The organism is Dapis brunnea BLCC-M229, from assembly GCF_050015995.1.
Classification (GTDB): domain Bacteria; phylum Cyanobacteriota; class Cyanobacteriia; order Cyanobacteriales; family Microcoleaceae; genus Trichodesmium.
The window spans coordinates 1-25,284 of sequence record NZ_JBNHEP010000078.1; the positions used below are offsets into that span (position 1 = coordinate 1).

The following is a 25,284-nucleotide window of genomic DNA, read 5'->3' on the forward strand; positions in this document are numbered from 1 at the left end:
CCATCAGTATCTGAAAAAGCTACAGGCAGTGTACCCCAACCCCGATCTTGTCGTAAAAGACCAACATCAGTTCGATTATCACCGTTGAAGTCACCCGTTAACACCTCAACACCAGAACTTGTGGCAAAAGTAGCAAAATTACCAATTGGCTCATTGGTAACTGTAAAGCTGCCATCAGTATCTGAAAAAGCTACAGGCAGTGTACCCCAACCCCGATCTTGTCGTATCAGACCAACATCAGTTCGATTATCACCGTTGAAGTCAACTGTATTCTCATACATTTTCTCACCTCATACAATTAAATAAATTTATCGATTATATCATGTTCGGTTGAATAGTTATAATCAGACTAATCCTGAAGATGGATAAGAAAGTTTTTTATAACCCACATTCCGCACGTCACTTTGTAACATAAAAAGTATTACGAAAATCCTGGAATTGCTAGGTATTTATACATGGTAAATTATCTCTATTTGCCTTGTGCAACCCCGAGAATGATATTAGGAGGTTTGTCATACTTGTTTTTCGCCTCACACAACTATAGACCTCTCTCAACTATGATTTTATATATTTTTTATATATTCAACAGTTATTTTCTTTCTTAATTAATAAAATTTAACCTTTAACCCACATTCCTCACCACAAGCATACTACAATACCTTTTTCAAGGTCTGTGGAGAGAAGAAGGTTACAGACTGCGGTCAGTGATTCTCATAGAAGCAGGAAGCTAGACTCCAAAACTCAAAATCGCATTTTGGGTAAGTTTGGGTAAGTTCATTAGAACGGAACCAGTTGATAAATCCTGTTAGGAATAGGCCAACCTACCATGTCAACGGTATTGGTTTTCGGTTAGTAATGGGTTAGGCGAATCGCTCTTTTCAGATTAAAGTAGCGAAACACCATTCCAGTATCTACAACTCTGGTTCCACACCTAAAGCTTTTAATTGCTCCGCCAAGCGATCTGCGCGTTGACTTTCTCGTTCTGCACGTTCATCTCCTGTCAACAAAAGATTTCCTTGAGCATCCCACCAACGTAACCAAGGCCATACTTGACTCTGATATTCGCCTTCCCAAATACCTAATTCTATGCCTAAAGGTTCTATGGGATAATGATTACGTTCATTTGGTATCATTTGTTGATAGTAACCATTCACCAAATTATATACTTCTACAGTCCCCTTTTGAAGTTCATATATGCCATAAAAAGGTACCCGAATTGCTTGTTCGTAAACCCAAAATTTACCTTTCCCCCATGTTTTGTCTCTTTCTTCTAATCCATCTCCAGAAACAAATTCCAAGACAATTAAAGGGGCAACAAATTCCTTCCATAAAACATAGGAACGACGCAATTGACCATCTAATTTTTGTGGTACATTTGGCACATAAAACCAATCAGGGGCAACAGAACCTTTTTCTAGTGGTTCTGGCGATTCAGTTAAGCGCCAATAAATGCCACTATCTCGACCGACACAGTATTGGCGATCGGGATGAATTTGTTGCAAAATAGGAGTAATAGAATCAGTTAATAAGTCTCCTTCTGGGGGTTCTTGAAAATTTTTCACAAAGTTATTATCCTTGTCGGGAAGTTGAGTATGATCTGGTAAGCTTTTTGGCAAATCAGAAGTTGGTGATAAATCAGAGGATTTTTCTGTTGATTTAGTTATTGGATTCATATTAATTTGAAAGTTAAAGATTTAGGCAGGTTTCATAGAATAATTTTCTTGGTATTACCTTGGAAATTATTATAGCAGTCTAAGCATTTAGCTATCAGCTATAAGCTATGAGTTATTAACTCATTAGACGTCTCAGAGCATTAATCTTAAACCCTTGTAATTCTTAAGCTAAAATTTAATTCTGGTATCATACAAATTTGAAAAAAGAATGTTACGAATAATAAGGGCGATAAAAATACTTTATATGAGATGTACATTTGACTAATAAGATAATTTATGAACTAAGAAATGGCATCGAAGCTATTCATTATAACTCCTGACTCCTAAAAAATCCCCTAACTATTTGTAGCCAACATTTATCAAATTGATATAATAGCTGAATGCTTATGTAGCAGTTTCCTTAAAAGTATGGTAAGACAAAACTCAAAAATTTTGCTATATATCCTGAAAAAGGTTTTATTTAGGAGTTTTGAGGTATTAGGAATTTCAGGAAAAATACTAAAGTATAAAGTAGTTTTAACGCCAAAGAATTAATGTCTGATAAATGGTATAAGACTACAAAAAACTGACGAATGACTGCTGATAGCTATAGTGTTTCTCAAGTTACTGAGGTACAGTTGTTTTTCTTCTTTTCTATTTTCACCAAACCAGAATTATATCAAGTCCGGTAGCATCGGTATTGTAAGGTAAGAGTAAGGAAGAAGGCTTTAGTTATCTAAGAGAGAAGGTTTAAAAGTCGGAAAAAACTTAAATTTCCTGTAGATATTCACCCTAACTTTTACACAAATGATACTAGCGGACATGATATTACTACTCTCTACTTCGTAGGGACGTTTCATGCAACGTCCCTACCTACTCCCTAAAAATTACGAATGCCTGTACCTCAATCTTTTTGGGAATTACTATAATTGCTATAATTATGATTTTTCGTCACAACGTTGAGGTGGTTTTTGTAAATTAATTGCCAACAAATCCGCCACATCGCACTTTAATTTATCTGCCGTTTTTTTATTCGGTTCTATATAGCCAAAACCATCACTAAAAAAATTTCTCTGATAGGAATAAATGGCTGTTATCCATTGTTTTTTAGCTTCCATATATTTAATTGAATCGCCCAGAAACTCATCTTCTATCACCTCAGCATACTGAAGTTTTACATCATTCTCTAGAATTTTATTAATTGCTTGAATAATCTCTAAACCTGCCTCTTCTGCTGTAACTATTGTAGAATTTTGAGCTAATATTTCTTTCTCTAGTTCCCGGACAATTTCTTGAATTACGCTGCTAGTAGTGGGAAATTTTTCTAGTGCTTTTTCCATTTTTTCTGTCGAAATTTCACTCACAGTAGTTGTTTCTACATCAGTTAATATTTCTTCTGAAGTAAGCGGATATTCTAGAGTTTCCTTTTTAGCAATATTTTCACTATTAAACTTACCTAACTGGTATCCCAAAGCAAAACATAAACCATGAGAAAGCATAACTATAACAGTTACTGCTACTGGTCGTCCATACTTTCTAATTAATATAGTTATCCGGTCATAAACAGTTAATTTCTTCTGAACAGTTAACCCAAAAATAATTGTTTCATAAGTAGACTTTAATTTCGGAAACGCTGTGGTGAAAATTTCTTTTGGTACTTTTCCATTACTAACTTGGTGAAAATAAGCTGCTAACTCATAATCAGGTAGTTGAGAAAATAAATCGGCAAAAGGTTGATAATAATTGCAGGGATAACGACGAGACTTCAAGAAAGAAATTAATTTTTTCCAGATAGCATTTCCGTAGACTAATTTATCAGTTTCTTGACCAAGATTTTTGTTTAATAAACTATTTCCTAAATATTCTAGATCGTGGCGAACTTGTTGTTGAATTTTCTGGGAATATGTTGACCATAAACTGCCTTGACTTTTTAATAGCCAACAGAAGGCAGTAACAGATATTTTTTTTCGTAATATTTGATAGAAGGCGCGATCTGCTCCTACTAAAATTAATGGTTCTAATAAATTTTGATAATTTCTCAGTTGTGATTGTAATTTGAGAGATATTTTTTGCTTTTCATCTTCTTTCTTTCTATCCCCATTAATATTTAACCAATGCAGATATTCTGGTAAAGTTTCTGGAATAAAAATTGCCCTTAAAGTTAATAACCTCACCATCTGAGCATTAGCACTTCCTTGTTGAACAGCATTACTCGCTCCCAAATTATCAAATAAGTTGTTTAAATATTCTGTCGTAACTTGACCAGTCTGTAATTTTAAAATTAAATTTTCTATCCATTCCTCCTTAATTTGAGAACCACTAATTAATCCTTTAATTGCCGTTTCTATAGCAGCTTCATCTATATTTTTTGAGATATTCGTGCGGGAATTTTCCATGATTTTTGTCTGTATTTCTGTCAGACTTGCTGCTACTTCCGCATTAGCCGGATGAATAACTATAAATTGTTCTGGTCGTTCAACAGCTTCCACATTATAAACCCATGATATAGGCTGATCATTTGCTTTAAATTCAGCTATTTTATTAATAATTTGTAAGTCAGATAATTCACTAGGAATTATTACAGGCAAAGTTTTAGTATTCAGCCAATTTTGCCAATCTATAGGTAAATTTATTTCTGGTTTCCTGGTAACTTGATGTTGGTTTGGTTTTCCAATCTCTTTAGTTTCAGATGGATTAAATATCGGGTTAATTCCCTGTTGCTGCTGAGTATTTATCCAATCTAGTATTTGCCAAATATTATCTTTTCCAGCACAGAAAAAATAACGATAAAAAGAAGTCGAGCGCCCATATTCATCTTGCCCGGAAGTTACTACAGAAACCACTGAATAATCTGGTTCTTCATTACTCATACTCAACACAACTCGCCCAACAAAAGTAGGTTCTTGACTATTACGGTCTTTGCTTACTTCAAAACCTTTATTAGCAATTGCTCTTCCTACATAATGGGGAACATGAGGCAAGGTTAAATTCATATATTCCCCTACTTTAAATCCTCTGGAAATCCATTTACCATCAGGTAATATTTCGGGAATTATACCTGTGCTGAATTCGTGAATTTCAATATTTTCCATTTCCTAATACCAATTCACTTAAATACCGATAAATAAAAATAATTCGTAGGGGTTTATATACCAAACCCCTCCGCTAAACCCTTGAAACAAACCTTTGCGAAAGAAATTTTTATCTAACACATATTACAGCAATTTTAGAGTTGATGAGGAAGAAAAATTTGTACCTCTAGGGAACGGGAAACAGGAAAAAAAGTTAATTAACTTTACCTCACTATCTGTGCAAAGTGCTGTAAATACTGAGGTAAGCATTCAGCCGTCAGCTCTTAGCACTCAGCTATTAATTTATTATCTTTGAAAGAGGAAGTATAATTGAAAAATTGAGCAAAAATTAAAAGTTACTATCAAAGCAAATTAGTCAATCTTCCTCATTAATTAAAATGCTATTCGTGCATTATTATCTAGAAAAAGCTGACTGCTAATATTTGAATGCTTACATACTGAATAACTAGATGTATCTAAAATATTGCCCAACTTTTCACTTTTTACTTTTGGCTTTTCTTTCACGAAGCAATATTAATCTTTATCTAATTCTAAATTCCGCTGACCAGTACAAATCCAATATATGGGAGAAACTAAACCAAAAGGTCGCCATCTTTTCGAGTCTTCCAATACAGATGCTACCCCACCACGACCGCGATAAATTTGCTGAGAATTTGGTTTAAAATATTTATTTCCAGTCACACCAAAAGCAGAAGTTGTAAAATATTCCACATTTCCCATTCCCAAATCTTGCCAAGATTCTAACCTTTTAAAAATAATAGGAAACCGTGCTTCTGCTAAAAATTTTGGTCTGTGTCTATTTCCCCATAAATCTGCCAATTCACACTTAGTTAATACTAAAGCAATTCGTCGTTTTTGACCCAAAATATCCCGCCCTGCTAATGCTACTAAAAGTTTATCAACTCCTCTGGCATATTCTAAATCTTTCCGATGAGTTGTACCATCAATCATTAACATTATTCCTGTAGCTGGAAAACAGTCATTTAAGTAGTCTCGGAGTAATTGACAATCTGTTTCCTGAAGTACATCACTGAAAAATTCTCCAGAATAATCTTTGCAGCTAATATCTAGGTTTAAAACAGTATTTGAAAAACTGAAATTATCTGTTTTTTTCAGGACAATCCTCAAACTATAATCCTTAATTTCTAGCACATCATTAGCCAAACGAGTTTGTTCAATTTGTAACCCTTGCTCTATCAAATTTTGTGCCTGCTTAATTAAATATTCTCCATCTTTATTTGCTGGAGTAACTAACTCAACCGGACTAGAAAAATTGGCATTCGGCCATCTAGCTAAAGCAGCCATATAAGTCGTTTTTCCAGCAGCGCGATCGCCTATTACTCGTAAAACTCCAGAGTAATTTTCTGCTTTTAAATTCCGATTAATTCTCGGCTTCAATATAGATTTCAACATTCTTTCTGTATCCTTTTATAACAGTCAGCGATCGGCTAAGAAAAAAAGATTGCCTGTCTTAGCTTTGCCGATTTTTAGCTCTCTTAATTTTTGCTACAGTTACTATACAAAAAAATAGTTGTGAGTAACTAGATTCTGATAAAGGCAGCAAAAAAATATATTTTGAGACACAAACTACGAAAAATAAAGCGTTGTATTTCAACAGAAATAATTTATCTTAAGGTTGCTCTGACTTTTGAATTTTGACTTTTGAATTTTGACTTTTAACTTTATAATTACCAACCCTTACTTAACCAATACAAAGGAGAAACAATCCCATGAGGTTTCCATTTCAAAGGTTCCCGTAAAATAGAGTGGGGACTGCCTAATTCATCTGTACGATTTGGGCGGGGGTCATTTCGATGTAAAACACCAAAAGTAGATATAGCATAAAACCGTAAATTTTGTTGAGGAATACGCCTTTTTAAAATATTTGTTGTTCTGGGTAAATGAACTTTAAATATATCTAATTCTGGGTTAAGACGACCAGGCCATATTTCTCCTCTTTCACATTTACTCATTGCTATAGCTAGACGTAAATCTTGAGTCCGATCGCTTTCATCCATTAAGTCAATAAATCTTTCCATTACGTTACTATAAAATATATCAGTTCCTGGCTCCCATCTATGAAGTAAAATTAGACAACCAAGATTATCTTTAATCAGACATTCATCGAGAAATTCTTGATGCAAAGGATTAGAAATTCCACCTTGTAATTCATTAAAAATTTCCCCTGGATAATCTCGGACTATCAGGTTGATTTCTTCTGGTTTTCGTTGCCACCAACGTTTGATTTCTATGTAAAAAGAATACAAAGGTAAATCGTAGAAACTTTTAATCCTAATTCCATCAATAATAGTAGGTTCCAAAGAAGCACCATTCAGGATAATAGTTTCAGCTTTATCAGCTAAATTTTTAGCATCATTAGTAATAGCTGTAATTTGAAAATTTGGATTAGTTTTTTCCGGCCAATAAGCTAATCCTGCCAAATAAGTTGTTTTGCCCGCGCCAGTAGGTCCAATAATACAAATATTCCCCATTTTTTTTGATTAAATCTCTGAGTTTTTAGGTATTTAAACTATAATATAGGGAGTAGATAATAGGGAATAAGGAATAGGGAATATAAAACTTAAATCTTTCTAATACCATTTATCCATGAAGTTACACTTAATATAAATATGAGAATAGTCAGTGAAATAAGGTCTGAGCAACAATTATTAAGCGCATTGTTATAAAGAAATGGTATAAGATTATTTCAAATTTACTTTTGACTTCTTATACCAGATTTCATCTCAGTGAGGTACAGCTGTATATAGGGAATATGGAATAAAACTTAAATCCTTCTGAGTAGTGAGCAAGATTGCCGCACTACAAAGGTTTTATTATTAATGTTTGTACTTAATATACTTGGCATCTGCTGTATATCATCTTCAAACAATCAGTTATAAATAAAATCTTCTTTTAGGGATGAAACTTTTCATAGAAAGTTCCTACTATTTTCCTATTCCTTATTATTCACAGTATATTCGGTGATTAATGTGGTACAACTGACGGGGTAAATATTTTTTGCTTGTTCCCTATTCTACTCTCTACTCCCTACTCCCTACTCCCTATTCCCTTCTTTCAGACTAAATAACTCGCCAAATATATCCAAGGTAATTCTAATAAACTACGATGATAAATACTGGTAATAAAACATCGCACAGACAAACCAGAACGACTTTGATTTATTTTTTCTAACTCAGATTTTACTGGTTGAAAATAACTATTAACAACATAATTATGACGTTGCAGCCAATTCATAGGAGAGCCATGAGGCAAATAATTTAACTTGGAAATTTCCTGCTCAATTTGACAATTAATTAAATCAGCTTTATTCAAACAAATTACAATCTGTCGTGCTTGAGAACAATCATAAATAAAAAACTCAGCCCAACGATTAAATCTATTACACCATTGTTGCCGAGTAATATAATTTTCTGGGTCAATATGAGACTGTAAAATTTCTCTATAGGGAGGAACAATTAAAAAAATTCCTTCACTTTTACCCACTATTTCTTTAAAGTATTGCCATTCATTAATATGTTCAGACTGCCAGGACTTACGAAATAATTCCCCAGGAGAATCTATCCAATCTACAGGAATTTTACTAATACCAATAGGCAACCTAACCTCCACATTTAAAGAACGCTTTTCAATAGTTTGAGTAGGTTTAGTCGTACCATCTAAATTAAGCAAATTTCTCTGGAGATTTTGATAATTTTGATTGACTAAATCGACCCGAACATAATTTTCTTGGGGGTTTGCCAATGCTAATGCTAAATGAGTTTTTCCCACGGCGCGATCGCCTATATAAACTACTCCCATTTCAGTTATCAATTATTAGTTATCAGTTATCAATACCTCCGGCTGAAGTCAGAGGCAATAAAATCCGAAATTTCCTTTTTTTATACCCTTGAAAGGGGAGGGTTGAGACTTTATTTTTTGGTCAGATATAATGTCTCAATTATGGTAGTTTTGGCATGATAAATCTGTATAGGCTACTTTTAAAGATGCCTGCAATTTCCTCCTGGATTTTTTATAGTAATTTATCGGCAATGGCAATTATGGTCTCTATTAATTCGATAATATTCCGCTGTATGACTGCATCTGTTAATTTATTTTTGGCTTTTTCAACTTATTTATATCTATTTATTTTTATGACCCACCAGTAACAGTCACAGAATAATTAAATTTAAAAGGTTTAAAACTTGTTCCATCTTTGGCGCTCCCAATAATTTCTAAATCATAAATACCTGCTTTAGGAAACATAATTTCTGCTCCTGGTATATCTTGATATTGTTCAGTATCAATCCCTTTTAATGGTGGATTCATTATCGGTTTACTGTCAGGATTACGGGGTTCAACATAAACATTTAACTGACAATCACATTCACTAAAAGGAAGACTTTTACCACCTTTACGAGTCAGAGCAAACCAAGCTAAAGAAGATTTACCGACTTTAGGATTATGATTAGGTGTAATATGAAAAGTACAAGCTACGTCTTGAGAAACTTCTACATTATGAGCTTGAGTAGGAATTAATTTATTTTGCAGTTTATGATTAATTATTTCTGCTTTTGCACCAATAGAAAACGCCAAAGTTAACAACAAAATTTTGAGACTAATCATTTCAGTTATCAGTTATCAGTTATCAGTACCTCTGGTTCACCCGGAGGCAATAAAATCCGAAATTTCCTCTTTTATCCTCTTGAAATTGGAGGTTTGAGACCTTATTTCTTGGTCAATAAAAAGTATTGAGAAATATAACTTTCAAGTATAGCAAAGTTTTTAAGAATTGGTAGAACCCTACAGATTGATTATTATATCAATTACCAACCTTGCATTTTTTACTTCTAATACCAATTCATATCAAATCCGCTTGCAATGGAAGTGTTATAAGAAATCGGGTTTGTGGGAGGTTAATGTTAGTATTGTAGGGAATTTGATACAAACCCGGTTTCTCTGCTTTTTTATACCGATACTACTGGATTTAATATCACTTTAAAGATGTCATAAATAGGGCTTGCTGAATAAATATCAAAGCATTTACAGATAAAGGTTTCAGGCTTTTTAAGTATCAAAAAGTGCGAGGTTTTAGGTGGCAATAGTTCAAAAATTTAGGATTTTAGGCGCATACATAGTTGAGCAGAAAAATCACTCTTACAATTCTTACTCCTACCCCTCTATAATTCCCCTAACTCCTGTCTCCTGTCTCCTGTCTCCTACCCCTACTAAAAGACTTTTTCAGCAAACCCTAAATAGTTTCAAACTTTATATGGTGAAATAATTTCCTGAAATTACTGTAGCGTCAAAGTTATGAGTCCATAAAATCTTACTTTTGACTTTTGACTTTTGATATCATGTCCGGTAGGATCGTTTGTGTATAAAATTAAGGTCAAAATGGGCAAAAAAACTTCTGCCTTCTGCCTTCCTTTCACCAAAATAAACTATTCAAGCGGACATGATATGAATTCCGTGAAACGGTATTACTTTTGAATTTTAACTTCTTCCAGTGGAGGCGTATAATATTGTTGTAAAGAAAATAAAGACCAAAAACGACGAGATCGCACAACTAATACAACTAATATTACCACCCCCAAAACAATAGTTCGCAACTGATTTTCCAGACTCCATTCCAAGGAACCGAGATAGTTGGAACCCATTGCTACTGCATGAACTCCAGATAATACAAATGCTGGCACGCTCAATAAATGTAACCTTCGCCACCACTGACCGAAATATTTCACTGCTCCATCAAAACTAGTTAATGCTAAGGGTAACATTAATCCCAGACTGACAAAACCAGTCCATATTGCTAACTGATGTTGAGGCAACATAAACAAGACTGCCTGGATATTCCAATTTAAACTATGGTCTAACATTCGCCCTGTATGCGCCATTGACAACACAAACGCTCCCACACCTAAAGCACGACGATAACGTAGAGGTTGACTCCAAAATCGACTTAAAGGACGCGCCACCAAAGCTAAAATCAAACAAAATATTGCACCATGACCAGTGTAGTCAACCATATCACCATTCCGCATGACCACCATAATGCCAACGAAGATACTTACCCAACCCGCCATCTGAAATAGTTGACTGCGTTTATCTGCGCTCAAAAAAGATGTCAACATTCCCACCCCTAACATTGAAGGTAATGTTCCTAAACCAAAAGCTAACATACTCGCTCCACCTAACCAAATATTGCTTGTTTCTGCTGCTTTTATTTGAGCAGCATACAGAAAACCGCATGGCATCAAACCCCAAACTAATCCTAGTAAGGCAGGAGTCCACCATTTGTTTTCCATAGAAAGGTTTACCATAACTGCACTTAAGCGGTTATGCAGGTTGCTTTTTTTCAAAGGATGAAATATTGGTAACTTTGGTAATAGTTGGGGTTGTACTTTTGCCAGACCAAACCAGATCAGCATTAAACCTGTAATTATTGCTAACCACCGTCGCAGGTCGCTGTCAATACCTGCTAAATGACCGCTTGCCACTAATACGGAACCTAGCGCCCCAATACCTGCACCTGTCAGGGTGTAGCTACAGAGACGACCAAAGTTAAGTAAGGTATGAAATTGAAATTGATGCCATTTGTTAGAGGAAATTGGAGATTTTGTGGAAAGAGAGAAACTTGCAGTCAGGGGACCACACATTCCAACGCAGTGACCGAAACTGCCGAAAAATCCTAAAGTTGTTAATAATAATAGTTCTAGTAGCACGTTTTTTTTAGAGATAATATTAAAGCAAAAGGAAAGGAAAGTTATAAGTTAAGATATGGCAGTTTTCATTTTTATAAAATATAGTAACTAATCCGAAATTTAGGCAGTCAAAAAAAATTGAAAAGCTGATAGCTGATAGCTAATAGCTGACTGTTAATTGCTAAATTTATAATTTATCGGGAATAATTACATCAATTATTTCCGTTTTATTTTTCCGATAAATGCAAAAATAACTATCTAAAGTTAACAAACTACTGCCTAATATTAACTCATTCATTCTGACTAAACAAGCATCTGCAAAAGACATAGGAACAGATTCGTATTTTTTCATTAACCCCCGAACAATGATTACTTCATCCCTGAAATGAAAAGGAACTTCAAAATAACTGCTAGTGACTAAACCTATTACTGCATCCTTACCACTATAGACATCTTTCAAAATAAAACAAGCTTCACTAATAACTGCTTCACAGGTGAATAATGGTTTAGCAATATTTGCCCATTCCTTTTTCCATAATGGTTGTTCTTCAATTTCAATGATTTTTTTATATGTATCATTGTTGTTATGGTTTAATTCATATTGGATTTTTTCATAGCGACCTAGTTTAGCTTTTTTCTGATAATTTTTATCCCTTTGATACTCAAAATTAGGAAATAAAGATAGTTGTTTTCCTTCCATTAAACTTTTTCTATAATCTGTTGTTTAATTTTTCGGCATTGGTGAAATAAGGGACTAAATTCCCATCGGAGTAAGATTGATAGTAAGGAAAAAAGCTGTTTTAACTACTGACTACTGACTACTGACTACTAAAAATTATACAATCATTTACCAGCGCCAATTTTTTCAGTGTACCTCATCTAAATTCCTACTCAAACTCTAGTGCCCATACTTCAACTAGAGATAATTTCCACCCTGGTAAGATTTCTTCTACTTCTAAAAAATCTCCATCTCTGAGCACAATTTTTTCTTGTTGGTAACGATAAACTTCCATTGTGCGACTCCGAGGATCTACTAATACCCCGACAACAATTCCTAACTCTATAAATTCTTGTATTTTTTGACGTAATTTTGGTAATTTATCACTCTTAGATTTGACTTCAAAAATTAAGTCGGGAACTAACTCTGCATAATCTTCCGTGGAGCGGGGTAATTTTTCTGCACGAATAAACGAAGCATCTGGAGCACGAATGTCTCCATCTGCATTTGGTAAACCAAAACCTCCACTAGAAGCAATCACTCTACCTAACTTTCTTGGTCTTACCCAATTCCATAAATAAGCTACTATTGATGCTACTATTTCATCTGATTCTAAACCAGAAGGACTCATAACAATAATCTCTCCACCTACTAATTCCATTTGATAATCTGGGTACTCTATTTGCAACTTTTCTAAATCTTTAACTGTTAAATTTGGCATAACAATATTTCCTTTTTTTAATTCTTATTAAAATTCTGGTTTCCACACTTCAACTACAGGTAATTTCCATCCTGGTAATATTTCTTCTACTTCTAAAACATCCCCATCTTTCAGCACAATTTTCTCTTGCTGATAATGATAAACTTCCATTGTGCGACTCCGAGGATCTACTAATACCCCGACAACAATTCCTAACTCTATAAATTCTTGTATTTTTTGACGTAATTTTGGTAATTTATCACTCTTAGATTTGACTTCAAAAATTAAGTCGGGAACTAACTCTGCATAATCTTCCGTGGAGCGGGGTAATTTTTCTGCACGAATAAACGAAGCATCTGGAGCACGAATGTCTCCATCTGCATTTGGTAAACCAAAACCTCCACTAGAAGCAATCACTCTACCTAACTTTCTTGGTCTTACCCAATTCCATAAATAAGCTACTATTGATGCTACTATTTCATCTGATTCTAAACCAGAAGGACTCATAACAATAATCTCTCCACCTACTAATTCCATCTGATAATCTGGGTACTCTATTTGCAACTTTTCTAAATCTTTAACTGTTAAACTTGACATAATTATCATCAACCTTTTTTTGTGTTTATTTCAATAATATAGAAATCAAGCCCTATAACTTAAATTGTTAGATAATCTTCTGTTAGATAATCTTCGGCAAGAGGAAATAGTTAAGTAGCTAAAAAAAATTAAACTTAAAATAACTGTAGGAAGTAAATTCTTCCAAACCATTCTGAATTATGACTCCCGATCTCTAACTCGTCCTAATTTAAAATTAACTTTATTTCTGACCAAGTATTTAGGAGAGTTACTCAAAAGATAGATGAAATTTTTTTTCATTAATTTAACCAACTTAATCTAATAGCTAAAACCTCATACTTAACACCTACTATCTAACACCTAAATCTACCTTTTTTTCTGATTCAATGCTAAAGATAACTGCCGAAAATTGTCTCCTCTTTGTTCAAAATTTTGATACTGGTCAAAACTCGCACAAGCGGGAGAAAGTAACACAACTTTAGCATCATATTTTTTTGATAATGCTGCACCTCTAATCACCGCTCTTTCCATATTTTCTACTATTTCATAATGACGAAAATTAATCTTTTGTAATCTCTTAGCTAAAAACTCCGCAGCATCACCAATTAACAAAACAAAAACAACTTTTTCCTTAATTTGTCGCAACCAATCATGATCGTTACCTTCTTTAGCTTTACCACCAGCAATTAATAATACAGGTGCTGGTACAGCTCTTAAACCAACTGCTGCAGCATCATAATTTGTAGCTTTACTATCATTAATAAAATTTACCCCATTCCAACTGCAAATATATTCCAAACGGTGGGGTACACCAGAAAAATTTTTCACCCCCTCAGCGATCGCCTCTTTTTCTATTCCTGCCAATTTCGCCACTGCAACTGCCATCAATAAATTCTGCTGATTATGATTTCCCAACATTTGTAGAGACTCCACAGGAATTATTCTTTCCCCCAACGCTACTACCCATTCATCTTCAATATAAATTCCTTTAGCTACATCTCCCACCAAATTAGCTTTTCCCTGAGTACTTGTCCAGTAAGTATTATGCCAAAGGTTAGTTGCATTTTGACGCAGGTAGTAGTCGTCACCATTGAGAATTTGTATTTGAGAGCGATTTAATAAACCAGCTTTAATGTTAAAATAATTTTCTAGACTGTAGTGACGACTGAGATGGTCGGGAGTAAAAGTAGTCCATACTGCAATTTGTGGACTTAAAGTATTGGAAGACTCAATTTGATAACTGCTAACTTCTGCAATTACCCAATCTGGGGGAGTTTCTGATAAAGCTAATTCACAAGCAGCATATCCGATATTACCACAGGCAGGAGCATACAATCCGGCAGTCTTAAAAATCGCAGCAGTTAAAGCAGTGGTAGTAGTTTTGCCATTGGTACCGGTAATACCTACCCAGGAGCAAGACTTGAGATATCGCCACGCTAATTCCATTTCCCCTATTGTTTCAATTCCAGTTTCTCTAGACCGTTGCAATGCAGGTACATCCCAGGGGACACCAGGACTAACAACGACTAAATCTAAAGAGGTTTCTGGTTCAAATGAATAATCCAACTTAACAGCAATACCCTCTTGAGTTAACTGCTGTTTTTGTTGCTGCAGGGAGTCGGAAGTATTGCGATCGCTCAATTCAACTTCCCAACCATTTTTTTTCAGCAGTCGCGCAGCAGCAACACCTGATTTTCCTAAACCAATAATATGAGCTTTTGACATAGTAAATTTTTGTAGAAGAAGGAATTCCTAGTCTAATTATTTTAATTTTACAGCAGAGTGGGCTAGGATACTTCCGTAGGACTTAGGATTTATACGGTTTCTATAAAAGTAGTTTTATAGTTGATGCTCATTAAATAACTAAAGTAAATAAAACATAGTTGTAGTTGCTGGTATTTTTTATGAAAATAATATCTGATTAAAAAATATTTACCAAAAAAAATTGGTTGAAAGTCTCTCCCTTGAAAAGGGATTTGATGCTGTATTTATAACAGTTATCATCAGGAGTTAGGTATGCGCATTCGTTTGTTTTAGGCAACAGCTACAGAGGAAAATAAAGAATAGAAAATAGGGAATAGAAAGAAAAAGATAACTGTACCTCACAAAGGGTGATAAACCCTATATTAAGGTTTGAATATGACAAGGTATCATACAAATTAATATGAAGTTGCATGGAATAAAGTTTGAATAAAAGTTGACTGTATATACAGACAGAAAGGTTAATGAATTTCATAATTCTGTGCAACTTAACATAAAAATGGTATGATACAGGCTTTAATTCATGTTGACTATAAAACTTCTACCCTCTGGCTTCAGCGTAAGTGTTTTTAAGTCAAAATATCTGTATTTTATGTTAATGAAAACTGCTATAAAATCCCAGCATTTATATCAAAGGCTAGTGATTTGCTAACCAAACCTTTACACTTAAAGTAGGCAAATAGACCTCTCCAAAATAAAAATCAGGGTAAAATTGTAGTCGTCAATTATATATACCCTGTTTCCAAATGAATAATGTATTAGAATATATTTATAACCATCCAAAAGAAACAAAAAAAATGATTGGTATTACAGATGAACAACTAATAAAATTAATAAAAAATCCTCAAAAAGTTGAATAAAAAAAAGACAGGCGATAATGCTCCGCATCGCTCCAGCGAACGCCAGCCAAGAAAAAAGATTAATCAAGGCAGGAGGAGGAAGAAAAAAGTCTTTAAGCAAGGCAGAAGAGATAATTTTGACTTTATATTATTTGCATCATGTACCAACATTTCAACTACTAGGAGCAATCTAAGTGAGTTAGTGAGTCAACAGCAAATAATATTTTTCGCGCTTTGGATAGATATTTTGAGGGAATTATTACCATCTAGTTTACTAGAGGAATTCTCGGGAAAAGAAAACGAATATTTATGGATATGCATAGGCTTTGACAGAAATAGAATTAAGAGTTGATAGTACAGAGCAGGATAGATAAACGCCTAAAAATGATGAAAAACAGAAAAAATATTAGTCAGGAAAGCAAAAAAGTCATAAGTTTAAAAATCAAATAGTAATCACAGAGAAGGGAGAAGAAATAGTAGATGTAATAGTAGGAGAAAGAGGTTCAGAAAGTGAGATAAAGTTCTTCAAAAAACCACAAAAAAAGTTGGATAGAGAACAAATATTTCAAGGATATAAAGGGTATCAAGGTGGGGAAAAAGTTGACAGGCAAAACAAAAAAAAGAAACCAGAAAATGTCAGAATAAGTCAATAAAGAGAATCAAAAAAAAGCTCAAAAAAGAAGATTTGTATAACATGTAATAAGACTGATAAAAATATTTAGAGCGGCAGGATAAAGATTCATATTAAAAGATAGTAATTATGAAAAAGTAATTTTAACAATATGTGGTTTGGTAAGATTAATAATAGGAGCATTAATATTATTATAAATAATATTAATGCTCTGGAAAAAAGTAATGAAAAACTAGATGAAAATGGTGAATAATTAACAATAACTATCTGTAATACTATAAAGCCCGTAAAAAATGACTATCTCGAGGAGCTGGCGTTGGCGGAGGGAGCAAGTGCGGCAGCTACATCGCTCCCTAAAAGATAGTTACAGTAAGTGCTTGATAATTTTTGGAGATGTCTAATAGTTACCTCTTCTTACCGAATAATTAAGGTTTAAAGCCTCTCCTTTAAAGGAGAAACAAGCGGTCGTTTGCGTTTGCGTTTGCGTTTGCGAAGCTCCTGTGCAAGAGGCAGCTCCTCTGTTTCGCTGCGCGACATGAAAAGCGCAGCTCCTCCGTTTCAAAGCATTCCGCAGGAAAGGAGGCAAGAGGCAGCATGACCTAGGATGGGATGGCGAGGTTTCCTCGCCATATCCAATCTCCCCTTGAGAAGAAAAAATTTTCCTTGGAGTCAATCCTATCCGTTTTCAAGGAGAGGTAATTATTAATTATTAATTATTAATTGCTGAACATTCCCTAGTCAAGTTGTTTCCTGTCCCCTTTTCTATATTTCCTTTACTAAAAATCTCTTCATTCTTTAGCATCACAACTAAATTTACAGCAGATTCCAAGCAGATTCCAGATTAATGTTGTACAACTGACGGGGTAAATATTTTTTGCTTGTTCCCCTACTCTCCTACTCCCCTACTCCCTAAAACCATCAATAAAGGAAATATTTTTCCCACTGTTACCTGTTGCCTGCTAGAATTTAACTTTTCACTATTTGGCCAAAATCTGCCAACACCCTGGCATTATTGCGGAGTAGACCCAATAAATTCAACCGATTTTGTTTAATTTTCGGATCGGGGTCCATTACTAATACACTTTCAGGGCCATCAAAAAAATTACTGACTGTAGGAGCTATTTTTGCCAAAGCATCTACTAACTGTTGATAATTTCTGGTTTTTTGAGATATTTCTGTTTGAGGTACTAACTCAACCAAAGCATTATAAAAAGCTAATTCCGATTCACTTTTAAACAGTTTTGAATCTACAATTTCTACAGGTTTAAGTTGAATTTTATCTAACTCACCTTGAGCAGCTAAACGAGTTGAACGGTTGACAGTTTCATAGATTTTCTCAAGCATACCATTTTGCCGAATATTTTGTAAGAAAACTGCCCGATTACGCACATCTAATAAATCTTTTAATCCCCTTTCCTTATATTCAGAATCATTATCTCCCAAAACCGCATTTACCAGATCATAATCAATATTTTTTTCCTCTTGCAAAATGGTTCTAATTCGCTGCAAGAAAAAATCATATAACTGTGGTAATAACTCTGAGTTTGTTTCGGAATAAGTTTTGACAAAATCTCTAGCAATCTGTTCTAATAATTGATGTAAATTAAATGGTAAATTAGCGGACCAAGTAATATTAACTACCGCATTTGCCGCCCGACGTAAAGCAAAGGGGTCGCCAGAACCTGTCGGTAACATTCCTAATCCAAAAATACTTACCAAAGTATCAAGTTTATCTGCCAAACTTACAACTTGACCGCTAATAGTTTCGGGTAAAATATCTCCTGCACCTCTAGGCAAATAATGTTCAAAAATTGCAGTCGCCACTGCTTCAGTTTCTCCACAGGCACGAGCATATTTTTCTCCCATTACTCCCTGTAATTCAGGAAATTCATAAACCATTTGAGTTACTAAATCAGCTTTACAAAGAAGAGCTGCTCTTTCTATATTTTTGCATTCTGCTTTACTGAGTTGTAACTGTTCGGCAATTAATTTAGCTATATTAACAATACGTTTAACTTTTTCTCCCATTGAGCCTAACTTAGCTTGGAATGTAACTTTTTCTAATTCAGGCAAATAACTTTCTAATGGTTTAGCTAAATCTGCTTTATAAAAAAATTGTCCGTCTGCTAATCTCGCTTTAATTACTCTTTCATTTCCTGTAGCAATAATTTCTGATTTTTCTGGGTCGCCATTAGAAATAGTAATAAAATATGGCAACAACTCTATTTCTTTCGCAGTTTTTGGAGATTTTAAAACAGGAAAATAACGTTGATGTGTCACCATTACTATTGTTGTGACTTCCGCAGGTAAAATTAAAAATTCTTCGTCAAACTTTCCAACTACAGCTGTCGGCCATTCTACTAAATTTGTGACTTCTGCTAATAATTCTTCGGGAATTTCTGCTTTTCCTTTAACTTCTTTAGCTGCTCCTTGTATTTGTTGTTCAATTAGGCTTTTTCTTTGTCGAACGTCTACTTCAATGTAGGCTTTTCTCAACTCTTCTACATAATCTTTAGCTTGAGAAATTTCTATTGGTTTAGGATGTAAAACTCTATGACCGTAAGAGAAGCGATCGCTTGTAATTTTATCCGAACCATTCTCTAAATTTATCGGCAATATTTCATCATCTAATAATACTACTAACCATCGGATCGGGCGGGGAAATTTAATATCTCCATCCGCCCAACGCATAAATCTTTTACCTTCTAATTTATTAATCCATTCTGGGATTAATTCTGTCAAAATTGCTGTTGTTTGTTGACCCTGAATTTTTTTATTGACGAAAACAAAATCACCTTTTTCGGTAGGACGTATTTCTAGGTCATTAAGTTCGACTCCTTGTTTTTTAGCAAAACCTTCTGCTGCTTTAGTCGGTTTACGATCTTTAAAAGCTGCCTTTGCCGGAGGTCCTTTAATTTCTTCTTCTCGGTCTGGTTGTTTAATTGGTAAACCATCAATAACCACTGCTAAACGTCTAGGTGTCGCATATACATTAACTGCATCATTTGTCAAGTATGCTTCTGTGAGGGTTGTGGGGATAAGTTCTTGCCACTGTTGTATGGCTTCAGAAACAAAAGTTGCAGGTAATTCTTCTGTACCAATTTCTAATAAAAATGTCACCATCATAAAAATATTGAGATATTTGAATATTCTCGACTAATTACAATAGTTTAGCAGAAAGTAAATTGCAAGTCCTCTCATCTACCTTTTGAATATGTTTGACAATTTTCAATAAAAATATTCTTTTTTTTAGAAAAACATTGGATAAAATTTAAACACTAGCAGAGATTAATATCTGCTATTTTTGATACTATAATTTGTTATTAACTATAAGTTAATTAGTATGTTATCTTAGATAGATACAGTCATAAATACTTACTTATTTCTCCTTCCAAGAAGGAAAGTATTTATCAAGTAACCAGGAAAATACCTAAAAAATCTTGTAGGTAGGAAACTGAGTCTCACACTTGGCGCCCAAACAAATTGAAATACTGGAGTCTACTCATTTGTGGCTTTGACAACTAAAATACCTCACATTAATCTTGTTAAGTAGTACCATTAAAACAGGAAAATTTTCATTATCAATTATCTAATTAAAATTTTTCATGATGATTCTGACTACAGAAAAAATTATATTTTCTTCACGTTTTTTGAGATTAAATGCTCAAAATTTTAAAATTCCAATGGGAAAAATGAAGAAAAACATATTGAGTAAGTTCAGGATAACTCTCAACTACTCTTAAGCCCTTTCTTAGTAAAATCTCAGATAAAGGCTAGTCAAAATTAATCTAAGTTCTAAGTGTTCTCAATTACCTTAAAACTTAGTACGCTAAAATACAATGTAACTAAATTACCTCAGTTTATCTTCAGGTCAAAGGCCATTAAACTTAAATTAACCCCTCATATTAAATTCAATTTTTTGAGAGAGATTCAATTTAAGTTAAACTCAAAAACCTGGGCAACTCAAAAAAACTATAGAAAGCTTCGCATAAGTGAACTATCTATCAGAGGTATATTCGTCATGTCCCCCAAACACTCTAGCTTACCAAAAGTCGCACCTATGACTACTTTCAATATGTACATGGCTGCTGCCACTAAAACAAAAAACCTAAATCTTTGTAATCCTAGAGATGTTGCTAGCTTAAGAACAGCAGCAATCACGTCTTGTGGGGTGACAATGACATACCAAACTGGACAACAGTCTTACCAGGTACTCAAGAATATTGACTTGACAGTACAGAAGGGTGATGTCCAACTTTTGATGGGACCGTCTGGTTCTGGTAAAACTACCTTGCTGTCAATCTTAGCAGGATTATTAACACCAACATCTGGCAGAGTGTGTCTCTTGGGACAAGAAATCACCAAAATGTCTAGACATCAATTGGCCAAATTTAGACTTCAGAATATCGGCTTTATCTTTCAGGGATTTAACTTGTTCCCAGCATTAACAGCAGCAGAAAATATAGAAGTAGCTCTGAATATGAAGGGTATTAAAGGTAAGGCAGCAAAACATGAAGCTCAGGTGCTTTTGGAACAGGTAGGGTTAGCTCCTCAAGCAAAACTACATCCACGGGATTTATCCGGTGGCCAAAAACAGAGAGTAGCGATCGCTCGTGCCCTGTCTGGAAACCCTAGGATAGTTATGGCCGATGAACCAACAGCAGCCTTAGACTCTCATAGTGGCCATACAGTTATTGAGTTACTGCGTCGTCTAGCCAAAGAAGGTGGTTGCACTGTACTAATGGTAACTCACGATCCTAGAATCGTTAGTTCTGCCGATAGAGTAGTTTATCTTGAAGATGGAGTTATACAAGAAAATAAACAGCTATCTGATAATTTCCTATAATTTTTTGTGAAATATTTAGATTTTCAATTTCCAGAACTTTCCAGGTATTCACCAGGGAATATATTTTTTTATTTTCCTTTGTTTTTACTTGTCTACTCCTAATATTTTTTCATTTAATTGTAAAGTTTGTTCCTCGATAACACCCTGGAAAAGAAGTTAAATTAGTATTAATAGATTGTTCAAGTTTAGTTACTAATGATATAGGCGTATTTAGGATAAAATTTATCTAAGTTCTAGGCAAATTTACCAAAATAGCCACCTATTTCTTCGTAACTAAACTCTTAATTGGCATCCCAGAAATACCAGAAATTTTCTGGTCTGGGATAATTGTGATGCAACCTGATAGTCTGTAAGTGCTTTGTAAACACCTACTAAGTATAACTCCTTATTTCCGCTAGGGGTATTAAAAAAATATGAAAAATAATTACTGCCTTCAATACTATAAGCAGCATTATTGAAAGATTACTTTAGGAGTTTAATTTTGATTGGATTGTTGTGGAAACCTTGACCTAATTAATAACCAACTTTCTACAGCAAAAACAGCTATAAAAAACTAGATATTCCTGATAAAATTAAGTGCTAAATAGGAGGATAAAATAAATTCTATAGTATTGATATAAGGTATCTTCAGGATTTATCAAATAAGATTACTATACAATCAATGTTTTGGATTTTCGGGAATAGCTGAACTGGGAATATAGAAGGGGTAAAATAAGGAAAAATTTTTTGTTTTTCTGCTTGTTAAGCTAATCAAGTAGTTATATAGCAATCCGTGCATAGGTTGCGGGTAATCAAAAAGTAGATAAAAAAACCGAAACTTTCACCTGTTCCCTGTTCCCTGTTCCCTGTTCCCTAAAAGCGGTAAGATTTTTATACACAAATAAAATAGGATTGCTATAGTGAAGTTTCTACGGTTTTTTCTTGTCATTTCTACTGTAATTATATATGTATTAACAATATACCCAGTAGCTACAAAGGGCATCAATTGGCCTGTTGTATATTTTGGAGATATACTTCATCTTGATTGGAGAAGTCAGTTTAACAGCGACTTTTTAATTCATCTTTTCTTGCTTGCAACCTGGATTTCTTGGCGAGAAGGATTTACTATTAAAAGTTTTATATTTGGTTTTTTTAGTATTTTTATGGGAGGTATGTTTGGTTTTCCATATTTACTTTATGTAACATATAAAGCAAAAGGAGAACCTAAAGAGATCCTTCTTGGGGTCCATTGGAATAAAGCCTAACTTGGCGAAAAGTAGTAACGGTTGATTTTGAGAAGCTACTTGTTCATCCAGGTTTGGGATAGATAAATTTGATTATGAATGATCGTAACATCATTACCATTGAATCAGATAACCGTGGAGGAAAGCCTTGTATTCGTCGAATGCGAATCACAGTTCACGACGTTCTGGGTTGGCTAGCATCCGGGATGTCCATTACTAAGATTATTGATGATTTTCCAGAACTGACAGAAGAAGATATTAAAGCTTGTTTAGAATTTGCCGCTGACCGTAATTATCGTTGAGTTGCTTTGGTGAGTTTTGTTTGAAACTATTATTCGATCAAAACTTGAGCCGGAAATTGGTTTCTCGTTTACTCGTTTAGCTGACATTTTTCCAGATGCTAGTCATGTTCAGTTTCATGGACTGGCAAACAAAACAGATATAGAAATATGGGATTTTGCAAGATTATATTATTAAGTTAGGAGGAGAAAAGAATAATCAAACTAAAACGAGATTCGGGGTTGGTTGATTTATTTCGTGTATATTAAGGTTGTCCTTGACGGCAACATAATAGGTAATATTAAAAATGGTGAAGAAAAAGAATTTGATATTCCAGAAGGAAATCACGACTTATTTCTTAAAATTGATTGGTGTCGTAGCAATGTTATTAGTTTGAAAAATAATGGCAGTATTGTGGGTTTTGAATGTGGGAGTAACTTGAGAGGCTGGAAAGTTTTTCTAGTTATTATCTATATTATATTTCTTCCTAATAAGTACCTATGGTTAAAAAATAATCTGTAATTTACCTGCCAACAAAAGAGCTGCACTCCCACTGCAAGTCCGCTAATATCTATTTTTGTCAGCGAGCTTAGTCGTTAGATAAACTTCTGTACGCGAACAAACAAATATAAGAAGATTTATAATTTACTATCTTACTTAAATTTTGGTATATCTATTTTCCTTCTACATTCATAGCTCAATTCAACAATGCCTAATTATTTTGTGATAGAGGTGAAACTATCCAGTTAAATATCACCCCTAAATTTTCTCAATTAAAACAAACCAACATTCAATTCACAGCAACCAACTTCATCTCCAAAATTTTATTAATAGTATCTTCAACAGCTTTATCTGGAGTTGAAGCACCAGAAGTCACACCTACAACTACCTCACCTTCAGGTAGCCAACCCTCCGATATTTTTACCTCACTTCCTAAAGGTTTATGTTCAATTCTATTCCCAGATAAAATCCTTTTAGAACCATCAATATGATAAGAAGGAATATTATTTTCTATAGCCATTTCCTGTAAATGAGTCGTATTAGAAGAATTAAAACCTCCTATTACTACCATTAAATCTACCTTTTCATCAAATAAACCTGCCATTGCATCTTGTCGCTCCTGAGTAGCATCACATATAGTATTAAAATTTTGATAATGCTCATTTAATTTATCCGGTCCATACTTTTTCATCATTGTCTTTTCAAACAACTTTCCTATTTCTTCAGTCTCAGTTTTCAGCATAGTTGTTTGATTAGCAATACCAACTTGTTCTAAATCCAAATCAGGGTCAAAACCTTCAGAATACGCACGCTTAAACTTAGCTAGAAATTCATCACGGTTGCCACCATTCAGAATATAATTACAAACATATTCTGCCTGTGACATATTCAAAACTATCAAATATTTATCAGCAAAAGAGCTAGTGGCAATAGTTTCTGCATGACTATATTTGCCATGAATAATAGAAGTAAACTTTTTCTTTTTATGTTTTTCTACACTATTCCAAACTTTAGAAACCCAAGGGCAAGTAGTATCAACAATTTGGCAATTTTTTTCCTTTAAAATCTGCATTTCTTGAACACTTGCACCAAAAGCAGGTAAGATTACTACATCATTATTACCAGCTACAGAGAAATCTTTTTTACCATCAATTACAGGGATAAATTTAATTTGCATATCCCTCATATCTTGATTCACAGATGGATTATGAATTAGTTCGTAAGTAATCCAAATTTGTTGGTTAGGGAAATGTTGACGAGTTTCATAAGCCATTGCTACTGACCTTTCCACACCCCAACAAAAACCAAAAGCTTTTGCAAGTTTGATGGTTACTTCACCTTTTTGTAGGGTATAGTTATTATCTCTAATTTTTTGGATTAGGTTACTTTGATAAACAGACTGCATAACTGTGGCGACTTCTTCTGCATGACCAAATCCTTTACGGTTATAATTCTCAGATTTTTTTAGTGCTCTGGTAAAAGCTTTTGTATCCATGATGTTTTATTATTAAACTTTGCTGAAATTTGTTTTATCTTACAATGTTTTTCAACAGAAAATTCAAGAAGTCTATACTGATGATAATATGGCAATAAAAGTTTAGATAGATCGGAAAATCTACAGGCAATTTTCTGGGAAAACCCTAGATATACTGTAGCGCTATAGTTTTGAGTCTCCATATATATATAGTATTTTTTCTACATCCCATCTATAGCCAAAATTCCAGATATTGATTTATTGCGATAATTAGAGCCACAAAAGTCTAGC

Annotated in this window: 19 protein-coding genes; 5 read left to right on the top strand and 14 right to left on the bottom strand. The window is 34.0% G+C overall.

What is annotated here, in order from left to right; translation table 11 throughout:
• The 12 genes from ACP6PM_RS08625 to murD all read right to left on the bottom strand — a co-directional run.
• Positions 1-281 (bottom strand): FG-GAP repeat domain-containing protein (locus tag ACP6PM_RS08625; RefSeq protein ID WP_426583674.1); only part of this gene is annotated, 281 nt, incomplete at its 3' end.
• Positions 282-911: 630 nt separating this feature from the next.
• Complete coding sequence (locus ACP6PM_RS08630) at positions 912-1,673, bottom strand: Uma2 family endonuclease (protein WP_426583676.1); 762 nt, start codon at positions 1,671-1,673, stop codon at positions 912-914.
• Between the two features lie 917 nt (positions 1,674-2,590).
• A complete protein-coding gene (locus tag ACP6PM_RS08635) occupies positions 2,591-4,744 on the bottom strand; it encodes a hypothetical protein (RefSeq protein WP_426583678.1) in 2,154 nt (717 codons plus the stop codon).
• 513 nt (positions 4,745-5,257) lie between these two features.
• Positions 5,258-6,157, bottom strand: a complete 900-nt coding sequence (locus tag ACP6PM_RS08640) for a hypothetical protein (protein WP_426583679.1) — start codon at positions 6,155-6,157, stop codon at positions 5,258-5,260.
• A gap of 275 nt (positions 6,158-6,432) precedes the next feature.
• A complete protein-coding gene (locus ACP6PM_RS08645) occupies positions 6,433-7,236 on the bottom strand; it encodes a hypothetical protein (protein WP_426583681.1) in 804 nt (267 codons plus the stop codon).
• A gap of 583 nt (positions 7,237-7,819) precedes the next feature.
• Positions 7,820-8,563 carry a hypothetical protein gene (locus ACP6PM_RS08650; RefSeq protein ID WP_426583683.1) on the bottom strand — a complete coding sequence of 248 codons (744 nt, stop codon included), beginning with the start codon at positions 8,561-8,563 and terminating at the stop codon, positions 7,820-7,822.
• 330 nt (positions 8,564-8,893) lie between these two features.
• Entirely contained in the window at positions 8,894-9,367 is a 474-nt protein-coding gene (locus tag ACP6PM_RS08655; RefSeq protein WP_426583685.1) for a hypothetical protein, read from the bottom strand.
• An 857-nt stretch (positions 9,368-10,224) separates the two neighbouring features.
• Positions 10,225-11,466, bottom strand: a complete 1,242-nt coding sequence (locus ACP6PM_RS08660; RefSeq protein ID WP_426583686.1) for an urease accessory protein UreH domain-containing protein — start codon at positions 11,464-11,466, stop codon at positions 10,225-10,227.
• Between the two features lie 166 nt (positions 11,467-11,632).
• On the bottom strand, positions 11,633-12,145 hold the full coding sequence (locus ACP6PM_RS08665) for a type II toxin-antitoxin system VapC family toxin (protein WP_426583688.1): 513 nt from the start codon (positions 12,143-12,145) through the stop codon (positions 11,633-11,635).
• A 187-nt stretch (positions 12,146-12,332) separates the two neighbouring features.
• Positions 12,333-12,884, bottom strand: a complete 552-nt coding sequence (locus ACP6PM_RS08670) for a Uma2 family endonuclease (protein ID WP_426583690.1) — start codon at positions 12,882-12,884, stop codon at positions 12,333-12,335.
• A gap of 27 nt (positions 12,885-12,911) precedes the next feature.
• Positions 12,912-13,460 (bottom strand): Uma2 family endonuclease, encoded by a 549-nt coding sequence (locus ACP6PM_RS08675; protein ID WP_426583692.1) that lies wholly within the window; start codon positions 13,458-13,460, stop codon positions 12,912-12,914.
• A 345-nt stretch (positions 13,461-13,805) separates the two neighbouring features.
• Positions 13,806-15,164 (bottom strand): UDP-N-acetylmuramoyl-L-alanine--D-glutamate ligase, encoded by a 1,359-nt coding sequence (gene murD / locus ACP6PM_RS08680; protein WP_426583693.1) that lies wholly within the window; start codon positions 15,162-15,164, stop codon positions 13,806-13,808.
• 888 nt (positions 15,165-16,052) lie between these two features.
• Between murD and ACP6PM_RS08685 the strand changes: the two genes are divergently transcribed.
• Positions 16,053-16,391 carry a hypothetical protein gene (locus ACP6PM_RS08685; protein ID WP_426583695.1) on the top strand — a complete coding sequence of 113 codons (339 nt, stop codon included), beginning with the start codon at positions 16,053-16,055 and terminating at the stop codon, positions 16,389-16,391.
• A gap of 1,245 nt (positions 16,392-17,636) precedes the next feature.
• Here the strand turns inward: ACP6PM_RS08685 and glyS are convergent.
• Entirely contained in the window at positions 17,637-19,793 is a 2,157-nt protein-coding gene (gene glyS / locus ACP6PM_RS08690) for a glycine--tRNA ligase subunit beta (protein WP_426583753.1), read from the bottom strand.
• A 937-nt stretch (positions 19,794-20,730) separates the two neighbouring features.
• On the opposite strand from glyS, the gene ACP6PM_RS08695 reads away from it, so the two are divergent.
• The 4 genes from ACP6PM_RS08695 (at position 20,731) to ACP6PM_RS08710 (ending at position 23,540) form a co-directional block, all read left to right on the top strand.
• Positions 20,731-21,516: an ABC transporter ATP-binding protein gene (locus tag ACP6PM_RS08695; RefSeq protein WP_426583697.1), complete on the top strand. Its 786-nt coding sequence runs from the start codon at positions 20,731-20,733 to the stop codon at positions 21,514-21,516.
• Positions 21,517-22,415: 899 nt separating this feature from the next.
• The gene (locus ACP6PM_RS08700; RefSeq protein ID WP_426583699.1) at positions 22,416-22,760 is read left to right on the top strand and encodes a hypothetical protein; all 345 of its coding nucleotides are present in this window, start codon (positions 22,416-22,418) and stop codon (positions 22,758-22,760) included.
• A gap of 74 nt (positions 22,761-22,834) precedes the next feature.
• The gene (locus tag ACP6PM_RS08705; protein ID WP_426583701.1) at positions 22,835-23,041 is read left to right on the top strand and encodes a DUF433 domain-containing protein; all 207 of its coding nucleotides are present in this window, start codon (positions 22,835-22,837) and stop codon (positions 23,039-23,041) included.
• 223 nt (positions 23,042-23,264) lie between these two features.
• Positions 23,265-23,540, top strand: a complete 276-nt coding sequence (locus tag ACP6PM_RS08710) for a hypothetical protein (protein WP_426583703.1) — start codon at positions 23,265-23,267, stop codon at positions 23,538-23,540.
• Positions 23,541-23,808: 268 nt separating this feature from the next.
• On the opposite strand, the gene ACP6PM_RS08715 is transcribed toward ACP6PM_RS08710, so the two are convergent.
• A complete protein-coding gene (locus ACP6PM_RS08715; RefSeq protein ID WP_426583705.1) occupies positions 23,809-25,014 on the bottom strand; it encodes a 4-hydroxy-3-methylbut-2-enyl diphosphate reductase in 1,206 nt (401 codons plus the stop codon).
• Between the last annotated feature and the right edge of the window lie 270 nt (positions 25,015-25,284).